Source organism: Streptomyces sp. NPDC051180, assembly GCF_040689545.1.
GTDB lineage: Bacteria > Actinomycetota > Actinomycetes > Streptomycetales > Streptomycetaceae > Streptomyces.
The window spans coordinates 187,331-208,586 of record NZ_JBFBBC010000011.1; the positions used below are offsets into that span (position 1 = coordinate 187,331).

At 70.2% G+C, this 21,256-nt stretch carries 23 protein-coding genes and 1 tRNA gene; 20 read left to right on the top strand and 4 right to left on the bottom strand.

From position 1 onward, the window contains the following. The first annotated feature begins 655 nt into the window (after positions 1–655). The 11 genes from AB0424_RS21130 (at position 656) to AB0424_RS21180 (ending at position 7,499) form a co-directional block, all read left to right on the top strand. Entirely contained in the window at positions 656–949 is a 294-nt protein-coding gene (locus AB0424_RS21130; protein WP_366307595.1) for a hypothetical protein, read from the top strand. Next, positions 946–1,137 carry a hypothetical protein gene (locus AB0424_RS21135; RefSeq protein ID WP_366307597.1) on the top strand — a complete coding sequence of 64 codons (192 nt, stop codon included), beginning with the start codon at positions 946–948 and terminating at the stop codon, positions 1,135–1,137. Before AB0424_RS21130 ends, AB0424_RS21135 begins: the two co-directional genes overlap by 4 nt. After that, positions 1,134–2,150 carry a DUF2637 domain-containing protein gene (locus AB0424_RS21140; RefSeq protein ID WP_366307599.1) on the top strand — a complete coding sequence of 339 codons (1,017 nt, stop codon included), beginning with the start codon at positions 1,134–1,136 and terminating at the stop codon, positions 2,148–2,150. The genes AB0424_RS21135 and AB0424_RS21140 overlap by 4 nt, the downstream gene beginning before the upstream one ends. After that, positions 2,147–2,797, top strand: coding sequence for a GGDEF domain-containing protein (locus tag AB0424_RS21145; protein WP_366307601.1), 651 nt, complete (start codon positions 2,147–2,149; stop codon positions 2,795–2,797). The genes AB0424_RS21140 and AB0424_RS21145 overlap by 4 nt, the downstream gene beginning before the upstream one ends. Then, positions 2,797–3,144 (top strand): hypothetical protein, encoded by a 348-nt coding sequence (locus tag AB0424_RS21150; protein WP_366307603.1) that lies wholly within the window; start codon positions 2,797–2,799, stop codon positions 3,142–3,144. Before AB0424_RS21145 ends, AB0424_RS21150 begins: the two co-directional genes overlap by 1 nt. 14 nt (positions 3,145–3,158) lie before the next feature. Next, positions 3,159–3,431, top strand: coding sequence for a hypothetical protein (locus AB0424_RS21155; protein WP_366307605.1), 273 nt, complete (start codon positions 3,159–3,161; stop codon positions 3,429–3,431). 147 nt (positions 3,432–3,578) lie between these two features. Further along, entirely contained in the window at positions 3,579–5,804 is a 2,226-nt protein-coding gene (locus AB0424_RS21160; RefSeq protein ID WP_366307607.1) for a cell division protein FtsK, read from the top strand. A 139-nt stretch (positions 5,805–5,943) separates the two neighbouring features. After that, positions 5,944–6,195: a hypothetical protein gene (locus AB0424_RS21165; protein WP_366307609.1), complete on the top strand. Its 252-nt coding sequence runs from the start codon at positions 5,944–5,946 to the stop codon at positions 6,193–6,195. Positions 6,196–6,218: 23 nt separating this feature from the next. Beyond that, complete coding sequence (locus AB0424_RS21170) at positions 6,219–6,413, top strand: hypothetical protein (RefSeq protein WP_033206753.1); 195 nt, start codon at positions 6,219–6,221, stop codon at positions 6,411–6,413. Between the two features lie 15 nt (positions 6,414–6,428). Then, positions 6,429–7,037, top strand: a complete 609-nt coding sequence (locus AB0424_RS21175) for a hypothetical protein (RefSeq protein WP_366307611.1) — start codon at positions 6,429–6,431, stop codon at positions 7,035–7,037. Between the two features lie 3 nt (positions 7,038–7,040). Next, positions 7,041–7,499 carry a hypothetical protein gene (locus AB0424_RS21180; protein ID WP_366307613.1) on the top strand — a complete coding sequence of 153 codons (459 nt, stop codon included), beginning with the start codon at positions 7,041–7,043 and terminating at the stop codon, positions 7,497–7,499. A 112-nt stretch (positions 7,500–7,611) separates the two neighbouring features. Here the strand turns inward: AB0424_RS21180 and AB0424_RS21185 are convergent, their stop codons facing one another. Next, entirely contained in the window at positions 7,612–7,983 is a 372-nt protein-coding gene (locus AB0424_RS21185) for a hypothetical protein (RefSeq protein WP_366307615.1), read from the bottom strand. A 121-nt stretch (positions 7,984–8,104) separates the two neighbouring features. Here AB0424_RS21185 and AB0424_RS21190 point away from each other — a divergent pair, with 121 nt between their 5' ends. From AB0424_RS21190 to AB0424_RS21200, 3 genes are all read left to right on the top strand, one after another. Further along, positions 8,105–10,084, top strand: a complete 1,980-nt coding sequence (locus AB0424_RS21190) for a DUF3987 domain-containing protein (protein WP_366307617.1) — start codon at positions 8,105–8,107, stop codon at positions 10,082–10,084. Positions 10,085–10,414: 330 nt separating this feature from the next. Beyond that, complete coding sequence (locus AB0424_RS21195; protein WP_366307619.1) at positions 10,415–10,606, top strand: helix-turn-helix domain-containing protein; 192 nt, start codon at positions 10,415–10,417, stop codon at positions 10,604–10,606. Next, on the top strand, positions 10,603–12,066 hold the full coding sequence (locus AB0424_RS21200; protein ID WP_366307621.1) for a site-specific integrase: 1,464 nt from the start codon (positions 10,603–10,605) through the stop codon (positions 12,064–12,066). Before AB0424_RS21195 ends, AB0424_RS21200 begins: the two co-directional genes overlap by 4 nt. 39 nt (positions 12,067–12,105) lie before the next feature. Here AB0424_RS21200 and AB0424_RS21205 read toward each other — a convergent pair whose 3' ends face one another. From AB0424_RS21205 to AB0424_RS21215, 3 genes are all read right to left on the bottom strand, one after another. After that, entirely contained in the window at positions 12,106–12,918 is an 813-nt protein-coding gene (locus AB0424_RS21205; RefSeq protein ID WP_366307623.1) for a DUF4231 domain-containing protein, read from the bottom strand. A 63-nt stretch (positions 12,919–12,981) separates the two neighbouring features. Then, positions 12,982–13,491, bottom strand: a complete 510-nt coding sequence (locus AB0424_RS21210; protein WP_366307625.1) for an HNH endonuclease signature motif containing protein — start codon at positions 13,489–13,491, stop codon at positions 12,982–12,984. A gap of 186 nt (positions 13,492–13,677) precedes the next feature. Continuing rightward, a tRNA-Arg gene (locus AB0424_RS21215) sits at positions 13,678–13,749 on the bottom strand. Between the two features lie 161 nt (positions 13,750–13,910). Between AB0424_RS21215 and AB0424_RS21220 the strand changes: the two genes are divergently transcribed. From AB0424_RS21220 to thrB, 6 genes are all read left to right on the top strand, one after another. Beyond that, a complete protein-coding gene (locus AB0424_RS21220) occupies positions 13,911–14,387 on the top strand; it encodes a response regulator (protein WP_366307627.1) in 477 nt (158 codons plus the stop codon). 305 nt (positions 14,388–14,692) lie between these two features. Further along, positions 14,693–15,721 (top strand): ArgS-related anticodon-binding protein NrtL, encoded by a 1,029-nt coding sequence (nrtL, locus tag AB0424_RS21225; RefSeq protein WP_366307629.1) that lies wholly within the window; start codon positions 14,693–14,695, stop codon positions 15,719–15,721. 10 nt (positions 15,722–15,731) lie between these two features. After that, positions 15,732–17,123, top strand: a complete 1,392-nt coding sequence (lysA, locus tag AB0424_RS21230; RefSeq protein WP_366307631.1) for a diaminopimelate decarboxylase — start codon at positions 15,732–15,734, stop codon at positions 17,121–17,123. Positions 17,124–17,262: 139 nt separating this feature from the next. Further along, positions 17,263–18,555 (top strand): homoserine dehydrogenase, encoded by a 1,293-nt coding sequence (locus AB0424_RS21235; RefSeq protein ID WP_366307633.1) that lies wholly within the window; start codon positions 17,263–17,265, stop codon positions 18,553–18,555. Between the two features lie 6 nt (positions 18,556–18,561). Next, on the top strand, positions 18,562–19,632 hold the full coding sequence (gene thrC, locus AB0424_RS21240) for a threonine synthase (RefSeq protein WP_366307635.1): 1,071 nt from the start codon (positions 18,562–18,564) through the stop codon (positions 19,630–19,632). Positions 19,633–19,932: 300 nt separating this feature from the next. Then, positions 19,933–20,850 carry a homoserine kinase gene (gene thrB / locus AB0424_RS21245; protein WP_366307637.1) on the top strand — a complete coding sequence of 306 codons (918 nt, stop codon included), beginning with the start codon at positions 19,933–19,935 and terminating at the stop codon, positions 20,848–20,850. Positions 20,851–21,256: the final 406 nt, after the last annotated feature.

Consider the following 21,256-nt stretch of genomic DNA (forward strand, 5'->3'; position numbering starts at 1 on the left):
CCGCAGCCGTACATGTGTGGAGTCCAGCGTCTGCCCTGATCAGGCCAAGCTTGAGGCATCGAGCGGGGCGGGTTCACGAACTCCTTGAAAGCCAAGGGACTTGACGACCCCAACCCGTCTCTCCATGATGAGGAACAAGTGATACATGTGCCTCATCGGGCTTCGGTCCGAAGAGAGGTGCTGTCTGCAAGCACAGGGCGGGGACGCTGCAATCCCGCTAAAGGCCAGGTGGAACAGGGTTTCGGCCCGTACTGGCGAGGTGGCCCGGCGACCGCGAGCAACGGCCGGAGGGTGGGGACACAGGTCCCCCTTGCAGTGCTTCATCCGATCCAACCGACCGAGGGGGTCTCCATGTATCGACGAAGACTCTGGGCGTCGCCCGTGCTCGACCGGCACGGCGGCCACGCCTACCGCGTCCCCTGATCCGCTGCTTCGACGCACCGGGATAGCCGGTGACTCGCGGACGTCAGGTCACCTGCGCAGCGGTTGCTGCGGCCGGTTGCCTCCCTCGCCCGTCCGGGCCCCGTATGGGGTGCCGTACGGGCGAGGCAGGGGGAGCCGGAGAGATTCCGACCCCACCGCGCTGAGGTGGCTGCCTCTCACCACGGACCGAGGCCACCCAGCGCCCCTTCGACAAGTTCAGGAGCGATCAGCCATGCGTACATTCATCGGCGGCCATCAGGCCGTCAGCGCCAACGACTTCGTGGAACTCGCCCTCGGCACCCCGGTGGAGCTGTGGCTCGGGGTGGAGGGCGAGAGCGAGGAGGAGCGCGCGGCCCGTCTGGACGCGGCACGGGACATCCTCGCGGACAACCCGAACCTGTCGGACGAGGTGAGCCGGGTCGCCGCCGAGGCGATCGAGGCGTTCGCGCCGGAGCTGTTCAACGTCATCCCGCTGGTACGGCCGACGGCCCGCCGCTCCCGTTCCCGGAAGGGAGCGGCGGCATGAGCGCCCGCGTGCCCTGGGGCCCGGAGCTGGGTCTCGTCTGGCTCGGCTCGCTGATTGCGGTGGGCAGTACCGCGGGCGCTGTTGCGGCCCATCAGGCGTGGCTGTTCGTCGCGGTGGTTCTCGGGTTCCTCGTCCAGCACATCGGCTGGGCCGTTCGGAACCGGAAGCTCTTCGGCGGTGCGCGATGACGACCGCGATCACCAACGAGCGGTCGGCAGTGCCGCCGCTGACCCGCCCCGAGATGGGCCTCGCGGGTATCGGCGCGCTCGCCGCCGCCGGCGTCGGAGCCCTCGGGCTCATCTCCTCCTTCGACGCCGTGTCGGCCGCCGCGCTGCGGTGGGGCTTCGGTGAGCCGTGGATGCTGCCGGTCGGCATCGACGTGGCCATCCCCGTGTTCACGGTGGCCAACCTTCTGCTGATCCGGATGGACATGGCCCTCGCGTGGGTGCGGTTCGTGCCCTGGGTCCTCACTCTGATCACCTGCGGCCTGAACGTGGCCGCCGGGCACGGCATGTGGGCCAAGCTCGCCCACGGGACGATGCCGCTGTTGTGGGTGGTCTTCTCCGAGATCGGCGCCCACATTTACGCCGTACGGATCGGGGCCGCGACCGGCCGTCGGATGGACAAGATCCGGGCGTCGCGGTGGTTGCTGGCCTTCCCCTCCACGTTCTCGTTGTGGCGCCGGATGACGCTGTGGGAGATCACCTCCTACGCCGATGCGCTCTCCCGTGAGAAGGAGCGGCAGCTCGCCCGCGCCGACCTGCGCGAGACCTACGGCTGGCGGTGGCGGTCGAAGACCCCGCGCCGCGAGCGCGTCCTCCTGCGGCTCGGGGAGCTTGCCCCCGACGGGGCCGTCGAGGAGCCGGAGCAGGAGCCCGCCGTGCCACCGCCGGCCGAGGAACAGGACGAGCGGAAGCCGCGCAAGCGCACCACCCGACAGAAGCCCAAGGGGGCGAAGCCGCCGCGTTCGGCGGCGGAGCTGCTGGCCGAGGCCCGCGAGCTAACCGCCGACTGGCCGCTGGCGGGGATCAACGCCGAGGCGATCCGGACCGCACTGCACTGTTCGGCATCCAACTCTCGCGTTCTGCGAGACGAGTTGCTCGCCGAGCGGGCCAGCCGCCCGGATCTCCACTCCGTCGACACGAACGACGCCAGCGACACGGACGAGTCCGCTCAGACGGCCGAGGAGGTCGCCGCATGAACACCCTCGCCACGATCCTCGCTGCGACCGGCCCGCTCGCGGCCGGATGGTCCGGCCACGTGCTGTGGCTGCGCCGTCGTCTCCGCACCGCCCGGCGCGACCCGCTGACTGGGCTGCGGACCCGAGAGGGCTTCACCCGCCGGGCCGCCGCGCTCCTGCGTGACGACAGGGCGGTGGTCGTCCTCGCGGACGTCGACCACTTCAAGCAGATCAACGACCGCCACGGCCACGCGGCTGGCGACGCCCTGTTGAAGGCCACCGCCGACCGGCTCGCCCACTACGTCGGCCCGAATGGTGTCGCCGGGCGCCTCGGCGGCGACGAGTTCGCGGCCGTCGTCCTGGACACCGACGGCACGGTCGCGGACCTGCTCGCCGTCCTTCACGGGGTACTGGCCCGCCCCGCCGACAAGGCCAACCCGCACGTGGCCACCACGGTGTCCCTCGGCTGGGTCCGCGCCGCCGACTTCCCCGGCGAAGACCTCTCCGCGCTCCTCGGTCGTGCCGATGAGGCCATGTACGCGGCCAAGCAGACCCGCGCCGGGATCAAGGGGGCCCGGCTGGGTCGACTGCTCTCGGCGGTCACCGGCCGCCGGTCGGGGCGCCGAGGCGCCTCGGTCGGGGCGCCGACGGTGGGGGCGGCGGCGTGATGCCGGGCCCGCTCGCCGCTGCCGACCTCTTCCACACCGTGATGGAGGCCGCACAGCACCGCTGCCAGTGCGTCGGCGCATGCGGACAGCCCCACACAAGGGGCGAGGGGCGCTGCACCCGCGAGCACGGCCGCCACGGCGGTAAGCACAGCGGCCCGATCCGCCTCATGGCCGCCGCGGCCGACCCGATCGCCACCGAACGCGCCGCTGCGGTCCTGCCCGCGAGCGAGCTGCGCGCCTGGTGCCCGCCCTGCTTCACCGCCGCCCGCCGGGCCGCCCAGCGCTCCGCCGCGGTGCCCGACGCCGACCAGGGCGGTCTGTTCGATCTCAACCCCTCCGACGCCTGATCCGAGGAGCACGCATGCGACCCGCCACCCTGTACCGCCTGTCCCGCCACAGCGACGCCGACCGCACCGGGAAGTGGCGCCCGGAAAGGCTGACCGTCCACACCGCCCGCGTGAGCATCAGCGGGGCCCGCAAGACTGCCGACACCGTCCACGTCTACGAGACGACCGATCGCGACGGCAACAGCCTCCACGTTGCCCACGTCCACTTCGGCGCCGGCCACTGGGGCAACGGCGCGTTCATGACCGAGATCTACGAGATCCCCACCATGGCCCTCCTGGACATCTAGGGCCTATGAGCCAGGGGCGAGGGGTGACACAAGGTGTGTCACTTGGGCCCTATTCCAGGCGCCACGATTGCCGCGCGAGCCCGGCCGCTCACCTTCCACAGCGCCGGCCGGGCTCGTCGTTCCCTCCCAAGAGAAGGAAGAGTCTCAGTGAAGCACCCCGACGACGAGAACGACTTCTTCAACCGACTCGAAGCCGACATGACCGCCACCGGGTCGCCCGACTCCGGGGCCGACGTGGTCGACCTCGACAAGGCCCGATCCGCCCGCACCGAGTCGGCCAACTCCACCGCCGACGCGTCGCCCGACTCCCGCACGGACGAGTCGGCCGACGAGTCGGGCGACCCGTCGGCCCGCCGGTTGGTCGACGGTCAGGCGCTCGCCGGGCCCGGATACCTCGGCCGACTCGCGGGCGCGAAGCGGCGACGGATCGTCCCCGCATGGCTGCGGTCGACGGCCGAACTCAAGACCGCCGCCCGCTGGGTCGCCAGCCACTACACCCACCTCGCCGGGTACCACGCGCTCCGCTCCCCGGTCTACGCCGGGCGCCTCGCCTTCCAGGCCCCGCGCGGGGCCGCGAAGTTCGTCGGCGGCACGATGCGCTGGGTCGCCGACCGCGAGGGCGAGCCCGTCCGACTCGCCGCCGTCCGGCGCGAGGACGCGGCGGAGTACCTCAAGCTGTCGCGGCAGCGCGACGGCCGCGTCCGGCTCCGGACCCTGGTCGCCATCCTCGCCACGCTGATCGGCATGGGCGCCGCGCTCGCCCTTTACGTCCTCGCCCCCGGCTGGCTCCAGGTCGTCTCGGTCGGCGCGCTGCTGCTCGCCCTCGGGTCGGCCGGCGGCCAGGCCGACGCTCCGGTCATCAACCGGGCGGTGGAGGTCACCAAGGCGCCCAAGCTCACCAGCGACATCGTCCTGCGCGCGCTGGGGGCGCTCGGCATCCCGGCGATCAACCAGGCGCAGGGCAAGGGTCGGGACGGGTTCACGTTCACCGCCCCGATCACCCGCGACGGGCCCGGCTGGCGTGCGGAGGGCGACCTCCCCTACGGCGTGACCGTCACGGACGTGATCGAGCGCCGAGACAAGCTCGCGTCCGGCCTGCGTCGCCCGCTGGGCTGCGTCTGGCCTGAGGCCGTACCGGAGGAGCACACCGGGCACCTGGTCCTTTGGGTCGGCGACCAGGACATGTCGACCGCGCGGAAGCCCGTGTGGCCGCTGCTCAAGAGCGGGGCCACGGACCTGTTCAAGCCGGTCGCCTTCGGCACCGACCAGCGTGGTCGCTGGGTGGAGATGACGCTCATGTACATCGCCGCCGTCATCGGCGCGATCCCCCGCATGGGCAAGACGTTCCTCCTGCGCCTGCTGCTCCTGATCGCCGCTCTCGATCCGCGGGCCGAGCTGCACACCTACGACCTCAAGGGCACCGGCGACCTCGACCCTGTCGGCGAGCGCGTCTCGCACCGCCACCGTGCCGGGGACGACGACGAGGACATCGAGTACGCCCTCGCTGACCTGAGGGAACTGCGGGACGAGCTGCGGCGCCGGGCGAAGATGATCCGCTCCCTGCCCAGGGACATCTGCCCGGAGTCGAAGGTCACCAGCGAGCTGGCGAACATGAAGAACCTGGGGCTCCACCCGATCGTCGTCGGCGTGGACGAGTGCCAGGTCTGGTTCGAACACCCCAAGCACGGGGCGGAGTTCGAGGCGATCTGCACCGACCTGGTCAAGCGCGGCCCGGCCACCGGCATCGTGCTGCTGCTCGCCACCCAGCGCCCCGACGCCAAGGCCCTGCCGACCGGCATCAGCGCGAACGCGTCGGCCCGGTTCTGCCTCAAGGTCATGGGCCAGCTGGAGAACGACATGGTCCTGGGCACGTCCTCGTACAAGCGAGGCGTGCGGGCCACGATGTTCTCCTGGAAGGACAAGGGCATCCACTACTTCGTCGGCGAAGGAGCGGACGCCCGGATCGTCTCCTCCGTCTATGTCGACGCCCCCACCGCCGAGACCATCGGCCTGAGGGCCCGCAAGCTCCGCGAACAGGCCGGCACCCTCTCCGGCCACGCGCTGGGCGAGTCGTTCGAGACCGCCGAGACCAGCGCGTACGACCTGCTGCGCGACATCCTCGCCGTCGTCCCCGCCGAGGAGCCCAAGGTCTGGTCCGAAGTCGTCGTGGCCCGGCTCGCCGAGCTGCGCCCCGACGTCTACGGCGGCTGGGACCCCGAGGGACTGGCCGCAGCTCTCAAGCCGCATGGCATCTCCACCACCCAGGTGTGGGGCAAGACCGAGAGCGGTAAGGGTGCCAACCGGCGCGGCATCGAGCGCTCCCGCATCTCCGCCACCATCACGGACCGTGATGGAAGTCGGGACGCGAGCTGACGTGGATCGCCGCTAGACCTAGCAGCAAGCCCCGCTAGGTCTAGCGGCACCGCTAGCACCCCATACCGCATCTGATCAGCACGCTAGTTCCTAGCGGGCTGACCTGCGCAGACCCGGAAAACCGCCGGAGAGGCCCCCGATGCCCCCCTTCCTCGCCGCTAGCGCACTCCTGCTCGTCATCACACTCGGTTACGTCGCTCTGTGTGCGGCCTCGCCGTTCGTCAACTGCCGCAAGTGCAACGGACTCGGCTTCGCCCTCAAGACGGACCGCAAGGGCAAGCCCAAGCGCGGCAAGACCTGCCGCCGCTGCAAGGGCCACGGCATCCGCATACGCGTCGGACGCCACCTGTTCAACATCGCCGCCCGCGTCCACCGCGACGGCACCCGCTGACCCCGCAACGACAGGAGCCTGACATGAACTTCGAGATCTCCGCCGTCCTGCTCTTCGGCGCCGCGTCCGCCTTCGCCGTGAAGAGCAAGTCCTCCGGCGCCGGCGCCGCCATCGTGCTCTTCCTCTTCGGGTTCTTCGCCGCCGGGACCGGCGCGTACGAGCCGATCGCCAACCTCGTCCAGTCCTCCGCCACGGCCCTCTCCGACCTCGCCAACTAGCCGAAGGAGCCCGCGATGAACGAGCCGATCACCGTCCCGCACTGGCTCACCACGGCCACGCCGAAGGTGGCCCCCGCCCTCGCCACGTCCACGGTCCTGGTCCTCGGCCGGATCTGGAACGCCAACGGCGCCGAACACTCCGTCGGCAATGCCGCCCTCATGGTCGTCCTCGCCGCCGGAGCGGCCGCGGCCGGCGCCTTCGCCGCGGCTGGTCGCCGAGGGGACGGCACCCTCGCCGGAACCGCGTTTGCGACCTCGGGCGGCCTCGCCTTCGCCGGGGTCGCCGGATACGCCGACGGACTGTCCCTCCCGCTCCTGCTGTGGGTGCTCGCCACCGCCGTCGCCTACGGCCTCGCCGCCCGCTACTGGCGCACCGACCGCCGCGCCACCGTCGCTCACGAGCGGCACACGGCCGAGCAGCGCGAGGCCCACGCCCACGTCGAGCGCGTGGAAGCCCTGCGCGCCGGGGCCCAGATCGAGGCCGCCCGCTCCGGCGCCCTCTACGCCGAGCAGCTCGCCACCGCCCTGCTCACGCGCGCGGCCCTGCCCGGCTTCGACCCGCAGGCCCTCACCCGTGCCGGACTGCCCGAACTCCCCGCCATCGAGACCACCAAGGAGTACTGACCCATGTTCGAGATCCGCGTCATCTGCGACCCCGACGACACCGACCGGGTAACCGCCGCACTCGGCGGAGCCTTCACCACCGGCGCCGTACGCCAGTACGCCACCCATGACGGCAAGCGCGAGCGCCTCTACCTCACCGCCGACCTCCGGGCCGAGGGGTGGCCGATGCCCGAGGACGCCTACGCGCTCGCCCCGAGCATCATCAGCGAGATCGGCTGGACCGCCCGCACCGCCGCCGACAAGCCGTTCGGCACGGGCATCGGCCGCGAGTTCTGGCTCCGCAAGGCCGCGCTCTTGGACCGCATCGCGCTGGGCGACGAGAGCGAGCGCGTACGCAGTGACGCGGCGGAGATGGCCACCGAGGCGGCCCGCCGCCTCATGGACACCGACGACGCCACGGTCATCTGCGACCCCCGCGCCTACGTCCGCCAGCAGTACGAGCGGTGGCTCAGGCAGAAGTAGCTGTGCCCGGGGCGGTCGCCTCTCACCACAAGACCGCGACCGCCCCGGCTCTCCGTCCCTTCGACTGAGGCAGGAGCCTTGCCTTGCTGACCCTGAGCGATCTGCGCCGCTCTCATGCTTGCGCGTTCGCCGCCCGGATGAGGTCCGCCACTGTGGACCCGGGGCTGATCCAGACGTCGAAGCTGTAGCCCTGATCGCAGAAGATCAGCGCAACATTCTCTGGCACGAAGCGACGCAACAGGCAGGCGACCTCAGCAGCATCCGGCAGCGCCGCGTCCACGTACAGCCCGGTTCCGTCCTCCGCGAAGAACACATCGGCCGGGCCCTCGTCAGTCCGAAAGGTCCATGAGTACGCGCACACCTCGCTGCGATGCCTGGGATCCACTTCCACCTCGTCCCAGCGGTCCCGGATCGCTGACGTGAGGACTGCGGGATCGGCCCTCCAGGGTGTGGTCGCGCCGTCGAAGAACGCCATGAACGACATGCCGCGTGTGTACCACGTCCGGCCTGATCCACAAGAAACGCCCGGGGCGGTCGCCTCTCACCACAAGACCGCGACCGCCCCGGCTCTCCGTCCCTTCGACAGAAACAGGAGAAACCCCAGCATGACACCTGAGCCCGCCCATGGGCAGTACGCCCCCGTGGTGCCGCTGCACAGCGTGCCCGGCGGCGTGGAGCGGATGGCACCGCACGACCGGGAAGCCGAACAGGCCGTCGTCGGCGCGCTCATGCTCGCGCCTAGCGTCATCGGCGACGTGAACGGCTCGATGGACCCGGGCGACCACTACGTGCCCGCCCACGAGACGATCCACCGCGCGATCCTCGCCCTGCACGCCCAGGGACAGCCCGTCGACCCGATCACCCTCGGGCACCACCTGGAGCAGACCGGCGAACTCGTCCGCGCGGGCGGCCGGCCCTACCTCCACACCCTCATCCAGGCCGTGCCCTCCACGGCCAACGCCACCTACTACGCCGAGATCGTCCACGACCTCGCCCGGCGCCGCCGGAGCATCGAGGTTGGCACCCGCATCGTCCAAGCCGGCATGTCGGCCGAGGCCACCGAGGACGACCTCCGCGAGGCCCTCGCGCTCGGCGCCGCGACCGTCCCGGCCGCTTGGCCGGAGCCGATCCCACTGGACCGGCAGCCGAAGCTGCCGCCGTTCCCCGTCCATGCCCTCCCCGGCTGGGTCTCGGACTTCGTCGTCGCGCTCGCCGAGGAGACCCAGACCCCGGTGGACCTCGCGGGCGCCCTCGCCCTCTCCGTCCTCGCGACCGCGGCCGGCGGCCGGGCCGTCGTCCAGGTACGCGGGCGGTGGCGCGAGCCCACCAACCTCTTCGTCGTCGTCGCTCTCGGCCCGGCCAACCGCAAGTCCGCCGTCTTCGCCGCCATGACCGCCCCGCTCTACGAGGCGGAGAACACGCTCGTGGAGGGCTCCAACCTCACCATCGTGGAGGCCGAGGTCACCGCCCGCATGGCGCGCGAGGCCGCCGACAAGGCCGCCGCTCAAGCCGCCAAGGCCGAGGGCCCCGAGCGGGACAACCTGGTGGCCGAGGCGATCGGCCTCGCCCAGACCGCCGAGTCCATGACCGTGCCGCCGCGCCCACGGCTCCTCGCGGACGACGCCACCCCCGAGACCGTCACCACCCTGCTCGCCGAGCAGGGCGGCAGGCTCGCGGTCATGTCCGCCGAGGGCGGCATCTTCGACATCATCGCCGGGCGGTACTCCGGTGTGCCCAACATGGAGGTCTTCCTCAAGGGCCACGCCGGCGACCGGCTGCGCGTCGACCGCCGGACCCGCCAGGAGTTCATCGAGGCCCCCGCGCTCACCATGGGCCTCGCCGTCCAGCCCAGCGTCCTGGAGGACATCGGCAAGAACCGCGGCTTCGACGGCCGCGGGCTGCTCGCCCGCTTCCTGTACTGCCTGCCGGAATCCCTGGTCGGTTACCGGAAGATCGACCCGGACCCCGTCCCGCCGGCCGTTGGTGCGACGTACGAGCGGAACGTTTTCGCCCTCACCCTCAAGCTCGCGGACTGGACCGACCCCCTCGTGGTTCAGGTGGGCCCCGAAGCCGATGCCGCCCTCAAGGCGTACAGCGAACGCCTGGAGCCGCAGCTCCGCACCAAGGGCGGGCGCCTCGGGCACATCGGGAAGTGGGCCGGGAAGCTCGTGGGTGCCGCGGCCCGCATCGCCGGTCTGCTCCACCTTGCCGAGCACATCGACGGCGGCACCAACGCCCCGATCAGTGCCACCACGATGGACGCGGCGATCGAACTGGCCGACTACTTCGCCGCCCACGCCCTGACCGTCTTCGACCTCATGGGCGCCGACGCCACCCTGGCTCACGCCCGGAGCTTGCTGTCCGTCCTGGAGGACAACGGCTGGGAGAGCGTCAGCCGCCGGGACCTCTTCGCTAAGCTCTCCCGTTCCGAGTTCCCCACCATCGCCGAACTGGAGCCCGCCGCTGCCGTCTTGGAGGAGCACGGTTACCTCCGCAGCGAGACCCCGCCCCGCACCGGCAAACGGGGTCGCCCGCCGGCGCCCCGCTACCTGATTCACCCGAGCGTCCGCGAGCCCAAGGCGTGAGCCTCCCTACCCGCCATCGCGTGGGACCTCCGCCGCACAAACCGCAGAATCCGCAGAAACCCCCGGGCGGCCTTGCCCACCTGCGGAAACGGCCCGTCGGTCCGGCAGCCGCAAAAATCCGCGAAACCGCCGCACAAATCCCGTCGCCGGTCAGGCGGCGGTCGGCCCTCGGTGCCGCCGTCCATTTCTGCGGCGATTCTCGCGATTTTTGCGGCAGCCACCCGTGCACCCCCAACGCCGCAGGTCAGGCGCCGGATTCGCAGGTTTCTGCGGATTCTGCGGTTTCTGCGGCGCCCCGCCCTGTCTTCGGTAGTCAGTCGAGGAGGACGCGTGTCCGCGACGCGTGACGAGATGCTCACGATCCCCCAGGTCGTGAAGGAGATCGGAGTGCCCCGAGCCACCTTCTACCGGTGGCGTCAGCTCAAGAAGGGCCCCAAGGCCATCAAGCTCCCGAACGGCGCGGTCCGCATCCGCCGATCCGAGCTGGAGCGCTGGATCGAGACCATGGAGGAAGCCGCGTGACCTACCGCAACACCAGCACCACCCCGGGCGCCCGCAACAGCGGGCGCCCGCCCGTTTCCGGGGACCTGACTCTCTCCACGGACGTACGGGTCTGGAAGGTCAACCAGGTGCGGAGCAAGAAGGCTCCGTATCAGATCCGCTGGACGGTCGCCGGAAAGGTCAAGGCCGCCAGCTTCGCCACCGTGGCCCTCGCGGAGAGCCGTCGCTCCGAGCTGTGGCAGGCCATGCGAAAAGGCGAGGCGTTCGACGTGGCGTCCGGCCTGCCGGAGTCGGAGCTTCGGGCAGCTGCCGCGAAGGAGAACGAGAAGCCCGATCCGTCGTGGTGGGACTTTAGCCGCGAGTACATGGCGAGTCGGTGGCGTACGGCGGCGGCGAAGACCCGTGAGGGGCTGGCCGACAGCCTGGCCACGGTGGCGCTCGCGATGGTGGAGGGCGGCAAGAAGGCGCCCACGCCGGAGGAGACGCGGCTCGCGATGCGATGGGCGGTGGTACCGGCGCACCAGGACGAGGAACCGCCGGCGGAGCTCGTGACGGCGTGCACGTGGCTCCGGACCCGATCGCTGGCGCTCTCGGCTCTCACCGACCCCAAGGTGGTGCGGGACGTCCAGTACCGGCTCTCGTTCAAGCTGGACGACACCCCGGCAGCGGGGGAGACCTACAAGCGCCGGCGTCGCGGCTTCAACACGGCCATGGAGTACGCGATGGAGTGCGGGTATCTGGAGGAGAATCCGCTCCACGGGCTCAAGCGTTCCGGCCCTACGAAGGGTGACGTCGTCGACCCCCGAGTCCTGGTGAATCCCGTCCAGGGCACCGAGCTGCTGACAGCGGTCTCGTACGTAGGCTCCGCCCACCGCAACCGAGGGCGCCGCCTGGTCGTCTTCTTCGCCTGCCAGCTGTACGCGGCGATGCGGCCGGCCGAGGCGGTGGGGCTCAGGGAGAAGGACTGCCACCTCCCCGACGCCGGATGGGGAACCCTCACGCTGAGGGAGACGCGACCGGTGTCGGGGAAAAAGTGGACGGACTCGGGTGAGCGCCACGATAAGCGCGGCCTCAAGTCCCGTGAACCGAAGGCTGATAGGCCCGTCCCGATCCCGCCTCTTCTGGTCACAATGCTCCGCGCCCACATAGCGGAGTTCGGCACGGCGCAGGACAGCCGACTCTTCGCGAACGAGCGTGGTGGGGTTCTCGGCACCTCTAGTTACTGGAGGGTCTGGCAGGAGGCCAGGCATCTTGCTCTGCCCTCGGACAGGGTGGCATCTCCACTGGCTCGCAGGCCATACGATCTCCGGCATACCTGCATCACCAATTGGTTGAACGCTGGTGTTCCTGTGGCTGAAGTGGCTCGGCGAGCGGGGAATTCGCCTGAGGTTATTCACCGTAGGTACGAGGGATGTCTTGACGGTCAAGAGGATCGATACAACAAGAAGATCGAAGAGGGAATGGGCTGGGCAGCGCCGTGAATAAGTGGCGATCTGCAAGGTAGCCATGGAGCTGGAGGGTTAGAGGGGGTGGGGCCTCTGCTGTGGGACAGCTTCCGGTGGCTGCTCCAGCTGGAGTTCCTTCTTCCTCTGCTCTTCGCGAATCCGTTCTACTTCTTCTGCAAAGGCCGCAGGGGCCTCGTCCGGTGTGAGATTTCTGTAGCGTCGAATTCTAAGGCTGTAAGCCTGCATCTCTTGATCTATGGAGTCTGCGGTCTGCTGGAGATTTAGGCTGCGTTCGCGAAACTTAAAGTAGGCGATGACTCCGGCCGAGATGCTTACGAGGGCGCTGAGGCCCACAGCGATCCAGCTCCAGATGCCCTGCTCGGCAGCAGCCGTGGTGCTGACTGACGTGAGGATAGACCCGACGATCACAGTTAGTTGGAATAGATTGTGGCGCCCGCGGTACCTCTCGGCGCTCTTCCTGTACTCGTCGCGAAGGTCTGGAATGGATCGATAGTACTCCTGGAATGGCTGCGACGTGGCTGCCTCGGGTACCGTGGCGACTTCGAGGGACCTTCGCTCTGCTTGAGCTTGAAGCAGTTCCACGGTCTTTTCGCGTTCGTAGGACCGGGCTATGTTCCAGAACATCACTGAAACGATGATCGATACGATCGCAACGACCGTTCCGAGTGTGTTCAGTGCCGACCGTCCGCTGCCTGGCTTGGAGAAGTCGATTAACATGTTTCCGGCTACGATTGCGCTGATCAAAAGAGGGTTGCCTAGGCTGATCCAGGCGACAATCCATCTCTTGGAGAAGCGCGTGGCTGAGATTTCAGCTTCAAGTTCGATGATGCGCTGGTCGACAGTCAGCAGTGGCGATGTACTATCCATGGTCCCCCCGGTATGGATGTCAGCAGGCTGGGAGGTTAACGGGAACCTCTAACCGGTATCCCGCTAACCAGCGAGCAGTGAAAGGATCTCCTTGCGTAGTTCGGCTTGCTGGCTATCAGTGAGATGCAGGAGATCTTCGGCGAGGATCGCGGCCTTCCGCTTCATCCTCTTGGCGGCCCGCTCCTGATGGGGCCTGGCCAACTCCAACACTTCCTGCTGTACCTCGGCGATGGTCTTCAACAGGCCCTCAGCCGTGTATGACAACACGTACTCGGGGTACGGAGGATCGTCCCACCACTTGAGGTCGTAGTGACGGCGCTCAAGGCTTCGGCGCCACTCGAGGGGTTTACGGTCACGCTTGCTGGCGTTGCAGGGGCGGCAGGCTGGGACGAGGTTGGTGATGGTGTTCGCCCCGCCCCACTCCAGGGGCTCGACATGGTCGACGACCTCTGCGCGGGTCCCGTCGCTACCGCAGTACGTGCAGTAGCCGCCATTGGCGGAGAGCACCGCCTGACGCACCCAGGCCGGCAGACGTCTTGGCGAAACGCGCGGGGCAAGGAAGAAGGTGGCCACGTGCTGATGATGACCTGCACCCGTTGACTGCCGCAGGCGATCCGCACTAACGACGGGCTCACTCGCCACTCACTCGCGATCAGTGACACACAACGACAGAGACCCGGACTCAGTGGGACTGAGTCCGGGTCTCTGTGCTTGGCACTTCAGCAGGTCAGCGAGTTGATCACACTGTCCGAGCTGGAGTGCCCCCGGCAGGATTCGAACCTGCGCACACGGCTCCGGAGGCCGTTGCTCTATCCCCTGAGCTACGGGGGCGTTCGCTGCGTTGCGGCGGCGACGGGTTGAACACTACCAGCTCGGGGGGTGTGCCTGTGAACAGGTATTTCCGGGGTGTCACCGGGGGTGGGGTCCCTCGCACGGGTCAGAAGTGGGTAAAACGCGGACGGGGCCGTGGGGGGCGTCCTACTCTCGTTCGTGTGTCAGGCGTGTCCGGTCGGGTGCTCGTTGTCGACGACAACAAGGTGATCCGGCAGTTGATCAGGGTCAATCTCGAACTCGAGGGGTTCGAGGTCGTGACCGCGGCCGATGGTGCCGAGTGTCTGGATGTCGTGCATCGGGTTTGTCCTGATGTCGTCACCCTGGACGTCGTCATGCCCCGGCTCGACGGGATCAAGACGGCGGAGCGGCTGCGGGCCGACCCGAGGACGAGTCACCTGCCCGTGGCGATCATCAGTGCGGCGGGCGAGCACGAGGTGGCCACGGGTGTCGCGTCCGGTGTCGACGCCTTCCTGGCCAAGCCGTTCGAGCCGTCCGAGCTCGTGCGCGTGGTGCGTCAGCTCATGCACCGGGAACGGCGGGAGCGCCGCGAGGCCGCCGGGCAGGACGCAGGAGAGGAACCGGCCGGAGCCGAGGCGCGACAGGACCTCGCCGGCCGAGCCCACGGGCTGGGCTGAGCCCCCCGGACCTGTCTTCCGGGGAGAGTCGACTGCCTTCCGAGTGCCGCCGGCCCCAGCGGCCGGGTTGAGTCACGCGTCCCCCCGAGGCCCACCGGCCGGGTTGAGACGAGATCTTCCCCTGAGCCCCCGCAGCGCCCTCGCCCTCGCCCCGTCGCGTCGTCGCCGGCGCCGCACCCCGACCCCCTGGCCGTCGAGTAGTGCCTCCGAGTACGTCCTCGTTGGGTGGGTGGGCTTGTGGGGGAGGTGCCCGTATGGCGAAACCGGTTCGCGTGGGGACCCCCCTCCTCCCCTAGGCTTGCGTTGTGACCCCCGCGGACCTCTCTCTCACCGTGCTGCACGCCGTGCGCCGTGCGGTCGACGACGGTGCGCTGCGGGTGGAGGTGCCGTCGCGGGTGAAGGTGGAGCGGGCGCGGCCGGGCGGTGCGGGGGAGTACGCGAGCAACATCGCGCTGACGCTGGCGAGGCCGGCGGGGCGCAGTGCGCTCGACGTCGCGGGGATCATCGAGGAGCGGCTCCGTGACGTGCCGGAGCTCGCGGGAGTCGAGATCACCGGGCCGGGGTTCCTCAACTTCAGTCTTCGCCGCGACGCCGGCGGTGAGCTCGTCCGGGTGATCCGTGAGGCGGGTGGCGCCTACGGGCACGGCCGCGCGCTCGCCGGGACGAGCGTGGACTTCGCCGAGGTGACGGAGTCGCGCGCCAGGGTGGTGACCGAGACCGTCGTACGGCTGCTCCGGTCCCAGGGCGCGCGCGCCTCCTTCGGCGCCCAGGACATCAGCGCCGAGCCCACGAGTCCCGAGCCCACGAGCGCCGAGCCCGCAGGCTCCGAGCGGATGTACGTGCGTCCCGGGGCGTACGACGTGGAGGGGCTGGGGGTCGACGCCGCGCGCTGGGCGCTGCTGCGGGCCGCGCCGCAGGACCGGCCGCTGGACGGGCCGCCGCTGCTCGTCCAGCACGAACGCAACTCCCTCTTCCGGGTGCGGTACGCGCACTCCCGCGTGCAGAGGCTCCTGGCGAACGGCCGGCAGCTCGGGGTCACCCCCGCGTACGAGGCGCGTCCCCCGGAGCGCGCCGCCACGGAACTGCTCGGTCTGCTCGGCGACCATCCCGTCGCCCTGCTCGCCGCGGCACGCCATCGCGCCCCGGATCGGGTCGCCCGGCACCTCGAAGCCGTCGCCGACGCGTTGCTCGCGTTCCAGCACACGGTTCTGCCGCTCGGCGACGAGAAACCCTCGGCCGCCCATCGTTCCCGGCTCGCGCTCGCCGAAGCCGCCGGGACGGTGCTCGCCGGTGGCCTCTCCGTGCTCGGCATCAGCGCACCCGATCGGATCTGAAAGAGCAGACATGAGCCGTTCCGCCCACCCCGCAGGGCCCCGTCACGCCGATGTCCTCCCCGAGGGCCACTACTCCGCACCGCCCGCCGACCTCAACGTCCTGGACCCGAAGGTGTGGTCCCGTACGGTCGCGCGGGACGAGCGGGGGGTCGCCACCGTCGGGGGGATCGGCGTGGACGCGCTCGCCGAGGAGTTCGGCACCCCCGCCTACTTCCTGGACGAGACGGACTTCCGCGCCCGCTGCCGCGCCTGGGCCGAGGCGTTCGGCAAGGACGCCGACGTGTTCTACGCGGGCAAGGCGTTCCTCTCCAAGGCCGTCGTGCGATGGCTGAAGGAGGAGGGGCTGAACCTCGACGTGTGTTCGGGCGGCGAGCTGACCACGGCCCTCGCGGCCGGGATGCCGGCCGAGCGCATCGCCTTCCACGGGAACAACAAGAGCGAGGAGGAGATCCACCGGGCCGTCGAGGTCGGCGTCGGCCGGATCGTCCTCGACTCCTTCCAGGAGATCGTCCGCGTCGCGCACGTCGCGCAGTCCCTCGGCAAGCGCCAGCGGGTGCAGATCCGGGTGACCGTGGGCGTCGAGGCGCACACGCACGAGTTCATCGCCACCGCCCACGAGGACCAGAAGTTCGGCATCGCGCTGGCCGGCGGGCAGGCCGCCGAGGCGGTCCGCCGGGCGCTGCGGCTGGACGGCCTGGAGCTGATCGGGATCCACTCCCACATCGGCTCGCAGATCTTCGACATGGCGGGCTTCGAGGTCTCCGCCCGCCGCGTCGTGCAGCTGCTGGCCGAGGTCCGGGACGAGCACGGCGTCGAGCTGCCCGAGATCGACCTCGGAGGCGGCCTCGGCATCGCGTACACCTCGGACGACGACCCGCGCGATCCGCACGAGATCGCCAAGGCGCTCCACGAGATCGTGTCGCGGGAGTGCGAGTCCGCCGGTCTGGCGACGCCCCGGATCTCCGTCGAGCCCGGCCGCGCGATCGTCGGTCCGACCGCCTTCACGCTCTACCGGGTCGGCACGATCAAGCCGCTCGACGGGCTGCGGACGTACGTGAGCGTCGACGGCGGCATGTCGGACAACATCCGCACCGCCCTGTACGACGCCGAGTACAGCGTCAGCCTCGTCTCGCGGACCAGCGAGGCCGAGCCGATGCTGACCCGCGTCGTCGGCAAGCACTGCGAGAGCGGCGACATCGTCGTGCGGGACGCGTTCCTCCCCTCCGACCTGGCGCCCGGCGATCTGATCGCCGTGCCGGCCACCGGGGCGTACTGCCGCTCCATGGCCAGCAACTACAACCACGCGCTCCGGCCGCCCGTCGTCGCGGTCCGCGACGGGGAGGCCCGGGTCATCGTCCGGCGCGAGACGGAAGAAGATCTCCTGCGTCTCGACATCGGCTGACGAAATAGTCGCGTGGTGGAATAGTCGAGTGATGAAATCGATGTCTCAGGATCCGGACGAGGGGCGGAAACCCCCGTCCGGTGAGTGAGACTGTTCCCACCGTAGAAATACGAAGCAGAAGTACGAGAAACGAGGTCGGATGATGCGTACGCGTCCGCTGAAGGTGGCGCTGCTGGGCTGTGGAGTGGTCGGCTCAGAGGTGGCGCGCATCATGACGACGCACGCCGACGACCTCGCCGCGCGCATCGGCGCCCCGGTCGAGCTCGCCGGCGTGGCGGTCCGCCGCCCGGACAAGGTCCGCGAGGGCATCCCCGCGGAGCTCATCACCACCGACGCCACCGCCCTGGTCCAACGGGGCGACATCGACGTCATCGTCGAGGTCATCGGCGGCGTCGAGCCGGCCCGCACCCTCATCACCACCGCCTTCGAGCACGGCGCGTCCGTGGTGTCGGCGAACAAGGCGCTGCTCGCCCAGGACGGCGCGGCCCTCTACGCCGCCGCCGAGAAGAACGGCCAGGACCTCTACTACGAGGCCGCCGTCGCCGGCGCGATCCCGCTGATCCGGCCGCTGCGCGAGTCCCTCGCCGGCGACAAGATCAACCGGGTGATGGGCATCGTCAACGGCACCACCAACTTCATCCTCGACAAGATGGACACGTCGGGCGCCGGATACTCCGAGGCGCTCGACGAGGCCACCGCCCTCGGGTACGCCGAGGCCGACCCGACCGCCGACGTCGAGGGCTTCGACGCCGCCGCCAAGGCCGCGATCCTCGCCGGGATCGCGTTCCACACCCGGGTGCGCCTCGACGACGTCTACCGCGAGGGCATGACCGAGGTCACCGCCGCCGACTTCGCCTCCGCCAAGCAGATGGGCTGCACCATCAAGCTGCTCGCGATCTGCGAGCGGGCCGCCGACGGCGGGTCCGTCACCGCGCGCGTGCACCCCGCGATGATCCCGCTCAGCCACCCGCTGGCCTCGGTCCGCGAGGCGTACAACGCGGTCTTCGTCGAGGCGGAGGCCGCCGGCCGGCTCATGTTCTACGGCCCCGGCGCCGGCGGCTCGCCGACCGCCTCGGCCGTGCTCGGCGACCTCGTCGCCGTGTGCCGCAACAAACTCGACGGTGCCACCGGCCCCGGCGAGTCCGCGTACACCCAGCTGCCCGTGAGCTCCATGGGCGAGGTCGTCACGCGGTACCACATCAGCCTCGACGTGGCCGACAAGCCGGGCGTCCTCGCCCAGGTCGCGACGGTCTTCGCCGAGCACGGCGTATCCATCGATACGGTGCGCCAGCAGGGCAAGGACGGCGAGGCGTCCCTCGTCGTCGTCACCCACCGCGCGCCCGACGCCGCCCTCTCGGGGACCGTCGAGGCGCTGCGCAAGCTCGACACCGTGCGCGGTGTCGCCAGCATCATGCGTGTTGAAGGGGAGTAAGGACCCATGACCCACAAGGGCACCCACCAGTGGCGCGGCATCATCGAGGAGTACCGGGACCGCCTTCCGGTCACGGACACGACGCCGGTCGTCACGCTCCGTGAGGGCGGTACGCCGCTCGTCCCCGCTCAGGTGCTCTCCGAGCGCACGGGCTGCGAGGTGCACCTCAAGGTCGAGGGCGCCAACCCCACCGGCTCCTTCAAGGACCGGGGCATGACGATGGCCATCACCAGGGCCAAGGAGGAGGGGGCGCAGGCCGTCATCTGCGCCTCCACCGGCAACACCTCCGCCTCGGCCGCGGCCTACGCGGTGCGGGCCGGCATGGTGTCGGCCGTCCTCGTGCCGCAGGGCAAGATCGCGCTCGGCAAGATGGGCCAGGCGCTCGTGCACGGCGCGAAGATCCTGCAGGTCGACGGCAACTTCGACGACTGCCTGACGCTGGCCCGCAGCCTCTCCGAGAACTACCCGGTGGCGCTGGTCAATTCGGTCAACCCGGTCCGCATCGAGGGCCAGAAGACCGCCGCGTTCGAGATCGTCGACATGCTCGGCGACGCCCCCGACATCCACGTGCTGCCCGTCGGCAACGCCGGCAACATCACGGCGTACTGGAAGGGGTACCGCGAGTACGCCGAGGACGGTCTCGCGACGCACCGTCCGCGCATGTGGGGCTTCCAGGCGTCCGGTTCCGCGCCGCTCGTGCGCGGCGAGGTCGTCAAGGACCCGTCGACGATCGCCACCGCGATCCGCATCGGCAACCCGGCCTCGTGGGACTACGCGATCGCCGCGCGGGACGAGTCGGGCGGTTTCATCGACGAGGTGACGGACCGTGAGATCCTGCGCGCCTACCGCCTGTTGGCCGCCCAGGAGGGCGTGTTCGTCGAGCCCGCCTCGGCCGCGTCGGTCGCCGGTCTGCTGAAGGCCGCCGAGCAGGGCAAGGTCGACCCGGGCCAGCGGATCGTCTGCACCGTGACCGGAAACGGTCTGAAGGACCCCGACTGGGCCGTCGCCGGCGCGCCGCAGCCAGTCACCGTCCCGGTCGACGCCGCGGCCGCCGCCGAGCGCCTCGGCCTGGCCTGATCCGACCCTCCCCGCGCCGGGGAGAGTACGGATCGATACCCGATCAGGAACGTACATAGGCGCACAGGTTGGCCCGCGACACGCATCGTGCGCCTCCTGTGCGCCCTATGTCGCCACAGAACCTTCCTTCGATAGGCTGTACCGAACCCGCCCCGACGCATATGCGCGGTGTCGTTGCCGTTGTCGCCCTCGTGGCCGAAACGGCCCCCGGGTCCTCGAGTACCTCGCCCGCCGTCGTCGTCGGGTGAAGCCCTGCTGTTCGACATGCATGTTGCCGCAATCAAGGAGAGTCATCGAGCGATGGCCGGTCCAGCGTTCCGCGCCGCCGCCGTACGGGTGCGCGTCCCCGCCACCAGCGCCAACCTCGGCCCGGGCTTCGATGCCTTCGGCCTGTCGCTGGGTCTCTACGACGACGTCGTCGTCCGGGTCGCCGACTCCGGGCTGCACGTCGACATCGCCGGCGAGGGCGCCGAGACGCTCCCGCGCGACGAGAGCCACCTGCTCGTACGCTCCCTGCGCACGGCCTTCGACCTGCTCGGCGGGCAGCCGCGCGGCCTTGAGGTCGTCTGCGCCAACCGCATCCCGCACGGCCGCGGCCTCGGCTCCTCCTCCGCCGCCATCTGCGCCGGCATCGTCGCCGCCCGCGCCGTGACGATAGGCGGGGACGCCCGGCTCGACGAGGCGGCCCTGCTGGAGCTCGCCACCGAGATCGAGGGCCACCCCGACAACGTCGCCGCCTGTCTGCTCGGCGGATTCACGCTCGCCTGGACCGAGTCCGGTGCCGCGCGGGCGATCAGGATGGATCCCTCGGATTCCATCGTTCCGGTGGTTTTCGTCCCCGGGAAGCCGGTCCTCACCGAGACCGCCCGCGGTCTCCTCCCGCGCACCGTCCCGCACGTGGACGCCGCGGCCAACGCCGGGCGCGCCGCCCTCCTCGTCGAGGCCCTGACCCGCCGCCCCGAGCTGCTGCTGTCGGCCACCGAGGACAGGCTGCACCAGGAGTACCGGGCTCCCGCGATGCCGGAGAGCATCGCCCTGGTGAACCGGCTGCGCGCGGACGGCGTCCCCGCGGTCATCTCCGGCGCGGGCCCCACGGTGCTCGCGCTGGCCGAACACGGGACGGCCGACAAGGTCGCCCGACTTGCGGGCGAGGGCTGGGCCGCGAACCGGCTCGACCTCGACGCGTCCGGAGCGGTCGTACTGCCGCTGGCGCCCTAGACAGGCGCGACGGCGGGGGGCGCCGGGCAGCGACCCCCCGCGGTGCTCCGGACACGAGATTGCCGGTGAGCGAGAGGGGGAATGTTTGTTGGAGCCGGTAGTGTTAACCTCAAGTCTGCACCCGACCTCTTTGTGGAGCGGTGCGGAGTGTCCCCATCAGGGACCACCACTTCTTCCGGGAGCCTCCTCAACTGCCTGAGCAGCCTGCCTGAGCAGTTTTGAGCACGCTCCGGAACCGGCACGACACCCCTCGCTCTTCCGCAGAGGGCCGAGCAGGGGGCGCTCGGGCCGGACCCACAGCACGTTTTCTTCTTCCGCCGTTACCCGGCGGGACCACCGCCCCGGACACGGTCCACAAGCCAGGACCGCTGCCGGACAGCACAACCGGTCGCCGAGCCAGATGGCC